Annotated in this window: 1 pseudogene; it reads left to right on the forward strand. The window is 57.1% G+C overall.

The annotated features are described in order from the left end of the window. Positions 1 to 748 (forward strand): annotated as a pseudogene (locus HT737_RS17535) (translational GTPase TypA); the annotation flags it as partial. Positions 749 to 893 lie beyond the last annotated feature (145 nt).

Genomic DNA, 893 nt, shown 5'->3' on the forward strand with positions numbered 1-893 from the left:
TTCCGGCCGTGGTGAGCTGCACCTCTCGGTACTGATCGAAACCATGCGTCGCGAAGGCTTCGAGCTGGCCCTGGGCCGTCCTGAAGTGATCATCCGTGAAGTTGACGGCGTGAAGCAGGAACCGTTCGAAAACGTCACCATCGACATCCCTGAAGAATCGCAGGGCAAGGTCATGGAAGAGATGGGTCTGCGTAAAGGCGACCTGAGCAACATGGTGCCGGATGGCAAGGGCCGTGTTCGTCTGGAATACAACATCCCTGCTCGCGGTCTGATCGGTTTCCGTAACCAGTTCCTGACCCTGACCAACGGCGCTGGCATCCTGACCTCGATCTTCGACCGTTACGCGCCAGTGAAGTCGGGCCACATGTCCGGCCGTCAGAACGGCGTTCTGGTTTCGGTTGAAACCGGCAAGGCACTGACCTACTCGCTGGAAACCCTGCAGGCTCGTGGCAAGCTGTTCGTAGAACACGGCCAGGAGATCTACAACGGTCAAATCGTTGGTCAGAACAGCCGCGACAACGACCTGGGTGTGAACCCTACCAAAGGCAAGAAGCTCGACAACATGCGTGCTTCGGGTAAAGACGAAACCATCGCTCTGGTACCACCTGTTCGCTTCACTCTGGAACAGGCTCTGGAATACATCCAGGAAGACGAGCTGTGCGAAGTCACTCCTAAGTCCATCCGTCTTCGCAAGAAGATCCTGGACGAAAGCGAGCGTACCCGCGCTGCCAAGAAAGCCAAGGCGTAATTCAGCCCGAGCTTGAAAAAAACGCCCCCGGTCGCGAGACCGGGGGCGTTTTTGTTTGTCCGGGATTTGTGCGGTGTTTGTGCTGGCCTCATCGCTGGCAAGCCAGCTCCCACAGGGTTTTGCGTCGCACATGAATCTTGTGTAC

The sequence above is a fragment of the Pseudomonas sp. MD195_PC81_125 genome, assembly GCF_014060985.1.
GTDB lineage: Bacteria > Pseudomonadota > Gammaproteobacteria > Pseudomonadales > Pseudomonadaceae > Aquipseudomonas > Aquipseudomonas parakoreensis.